At 70.6% G+C, this 3678-nt stretch carries 2 protein-coding genes; both read right to left on the minus strand.

Features of this window, described 5'->3' with window-relative positions; translation table 11 throughout:
- Window positions 1-197: 197 nt before the first annotated feature.
- The gene (gene topA, locus AB0K65_RS00605; RefSeq protein WP_365712814.1) at window positions 198-3050 is read right to left on the minus strand and encodes a type I DNA topoisomerase; all 2853 of its coding nucleotides are present in this window, start codon (window positions 3048-3050) and stop codon (window positions 198-200) included.
- A 234-nt stretch (window positions 3051-3284) separates the two neighbouring features.
- A complete protein-coding gene (locus tag AB0K65_RS00610) occupies window positions 3285-3482 on the minus strand; it encodes a hypothetical protein (RefSeq protein ID WP_365713604.1) in 198 nt (65 codons plus the stop codon).
- Window positions 3483-3678: the final 196 nt, after the last annotated feature.

The following is a 3678-nucleotide window of genomic DNA, read 5'->3' on the forward strand; positions in this document are numbered from 1 at the left end:
GTCCCCACCCCGGAAACGCCCAAGGGGCCGAGGTCTCCGTCCCGGCCTCGGAAACGCCCAAGGGGCCGAGGTCTCCGTCCCCACCCCGGAAACGCCCAAGGGGCCGAGGTCTCCGTCCCGGCCTCGGAAACGTCGAAGGGGCGGAGGTCCGCGCCCCCGCCCCTTCGTGGCGATCGATCGGTTCGCGCCCGCGGGCGCTACTCCGGCTTCGCCGCCGTCGTCGTCTTCTTCGTCGCGGTCTTCTTCGCCGCGGCCGACGCCGTCGTCGTCTTCTTCGCCGTCGTCGTCTTCTTGGCCGCGGTCTTCTTCGTGGCCGCCTTCTTCGCGGGCGTCGCCTTCTTCGCCGCCGTCTTCTTGGCCGGCGCCTTCTTGGCGGCCTTCTTCGCCGGGCCCTTGGCCCGCTTCTCCGCGAGGAGCTCGAAGCCGCGCTCCGGCGTGATCGTCTCGACGCTGTCGTCGGTCCGCAGGGTCGCGTTCGTCTCGCCGTCGGTGACGTACGGGCCGAAGCGCCCGTCCTTCACGACGACCGGCTTCTCGCTCACCGGGTCGACGCCCAGCTCCTTCAGCGGCGGCTTGGCCGCCGCCCGGCCACGCTGCTTGGGCTGCGCGTAGATCGCGAGCGCCTCGTCCAGCGTGATCGTGAAGAGCTGCTCCTCGTCCGTCAGCGACCGCGAGTCCGTGCCCTTCTTCAGGTACGGGCCGTAGCGGCCGTTCTGCGCCGTGATCTCGACGCCTTCCGCGTCCGTGCCCACCACGCGCGGCAGGGACATCAGCTTGAGCGCGTCCTCGAGGGTCACGGTGTCGAGGGCCATGGACTTGAAGAGCGAGGCGGTCCGCGGCTTCACCGCGTTCTTGCCGGTCTTCGGGGTGTCCTCGGGCAGGATCTCGGTGACGTACGGGCCGTACCGGCCGTCCTTCGCCACGATCCGGTTGCCGCTGACCGGGTCGACGCCGAGTTCGAAGTCGCCGCTCGGCTTGGCGAAGAGCTCTTCCGCGTAGGCGACGGTCAGCTCGTCCGGAGCCAGGTCCTCGGGGACGTCCGCCCGCTGGTGCCCCTCGGAGTCCTTCTCGCCGCGCTCGACGTACGGGCCGTAGCGGCCGACGCGCAGCATGACACCGTCGCCGACCGGGAAGGAGGAGATCTCCCGGGCGTCGATCGCGCCGAGGTCGGTCACCAGCTCCTTCAGACCACCGAGGTGGTCCCCGTCGCCGTTGCCGGCGTCGGCGGCGCCGCCGGACGCCGCGTCCTGGCTGCCCTCGCCGAAGTAGAAGCGCTTCAGCCACGGGACGGCCTGGGCCTCGCCCCGCGCGATGCGGTCGAGGTCGTCCTCCATCCGGGCCGTGAAGTCGTAGTCGACGAGCCGGCCGAAGTGCTTCTCCAGCAGGTTGACGACGGCGAAGCTCAGGAAGGACGGCACGAGGGCCGTGCCCTTCTTGAAGACGTAGCCGCGGTCCAGGATCGTGCCGATGATGGACGCGTACGTCGACGGGCGGCCGATCTCGCGCTCTTCGAGCTCCTTGACCAGCGAGGCCTCGGTGTAGCGGGCCGGCGGCTTGGTCGCGTGGCCGTCCGCGGTGATCTCCTCGGCGGACAGCGCGTCGCCCTCGGCGACCTGCGGCAGCCGGCGCTCTCGGTCGTCCAGCTCCGCGTTGGGGTCGTCCGCCCCCTCCACGTACGCCTTCATGAAGCCGTGGAAGGTGATCGTCTTGCCCGAGGCGCTGAACTCCGCGTCGCGGCCGTCGGCGGCCCGGCCGCCGATCTTCACGGTGACCGAGTTGCCGGTCGCGTCCTTCATCTGGGACGCGACCGTCCGCTTCCAGATCAGCTCGTAGAGCCGGAACTGGTCACCGGTGAGGCCGGTCTCCGCCGGAGTGCGGAAACGATCACCCGAAGGACGAATCGCCTCGTGCGCCTCCTGGGCGTTCTTGACCTTGCCCGCGTAGACCCGCGGCTTCTCCGGCAGGTAGTCGGCGCCGTACAACTGCGTGACCTGCGCCCGGGCAGCGGCGACGGCCGTGTCCGAGAGGATCGTGGAGTCCGTACGCATGTACGTGATGAAGCCGTTCTCGTACAGCTTCTGGGCGACCTGCATGGTCGCCTTGGCCCCGAAGCCCAGCTTGCGGCTCGCCTCCTGCTGGAGGGTGGTGGTCCGGAACGGGGCGTACGGGGAGCGGCGGTACGGCTTCGACTCGACCGAGCGCACGCTGAACGAGGTCTCGGCCAGCGCCGCGGCGAGGGCCCGGGCGTTCTGCTCGTCGAGGTGGAGCACCTGCTCGGACTTCAGCCGCCCGTCCGCGCCGAAGTCACGGCCCTGGGCGACCCGCCGCCCGTCGACCGTCGCCAGGCGGGCGACCAGCGACGACGGGTCGGAGGCGTCACCGGCGCGGCCGGTGGAGAACGTGCCGGTCAGGTCCCAGTACTCGGCGGAACGGAAGGCGATGCGCTCGCGCTCCCGCTCGACGACGAGGCGGGTGGCGACGGACTGCACACGGCCCGCGGACAGGCCGCGCATGACCTTCTTCCACAGGACCGGCGAGACCTCGTAGCCGTAGAGCCGGTCGAGGATGCGGCGGGTCTCCTGCGCGTCGACCATGCGCTTGTTCAGCTCGCGCGGGTTGGCGACGGCGGCCTGGATCGCGTCCTTGGTGATCTCGTGGAAGACCATCCGGTGGACCGGGACCTTGGGCTTCAGGACCTCGAGGAGGTGCCACGCGATGGCTTCGCCCTCGCGGTCCTCATCGGTGGCGAGGAAGAGTTCGTCGACCCCGGCCAGCTGCTCCTTGAGCTTCCTGACCTGGGCCTTCTTGTCGGCGTTGACGACGTAGATCGGCTGGAAGTCGTGCTCGACGTCGACTCCGAGGCGGCGCACCTCGCCGGTGTACTGCTCCGGCACCTCGGCCGCGCCGCTGGGGAGGTCGCGGATGTGCCCGACGCTCGCCTCGACGACGTATCCGGGGCCGAGGTAGCCCTTGATCGTCTTCGCCTTGGCAGGCGACTCGACGATGACGAGTCGGCGGCCGCCCTGTGCGGTCTCGCTGGTCGGGGACAACTTCGCTCTTCTCTCCGGTCGACGCTCGGTGGCACGTACGCGTGTACGGCACTGGCCCTGGCACACACGGCAGCTGCACGTCACGGTGACGCTGACGCTGTCGTCGCTGCGGAGTGTGACGGTACAACCCGCCCCCGTGTCAAACGGCGAAAGCCCGCAACGGCCACTCGAACGGTAACCCGACTCCTGGCATTCCTGCCGCCCGGACCTCCGGCCGGGCGGGGCGGGGCGCGCTCAGAGGCGGCCGAAGCACCAGACCCCGAGAAGAAGGAAGACGGCTCCGAAGAGGGTGGTGAGGACGGCCGCCGTGCCCGGCGCGACTCCGTGCGCCACGGGCTCGCGCTGGAGCACCCGCGTCCCCGTCCACAGCAGCAGCGCGGCCCCGAACAGCGCGAACGCCGTCCCGGCGAAGATCGCAGGCCCGCTCTCCATGCCCGTACCCCGTTCGTCCGTCATGCCCCGGTCATCCCTTCGCAGAGGCTGGCACCTTCCGGCGTCGAGGGCGCGAATTCCGGGTGAACGGCGCGGGCGCGGCCGCCCCGGTTCACGAAGATGGCCGGTACTGAACGACTCCCGGCCGATCGGAGCGGCCGCGGGACGGCTGACGGGGACGGGTTCGTCACATCGC

Origin of the sequence: Streptomyces sp. NPDC053755, from assembly GCF_040677675.1 — a bacterium.
In the GTDB taxonomy this organism is placed as follows: Bacteria; Actinomycetota; Actinomycetes; order Streptomycetales; family Streptomycetaceae; genus Streptomyces.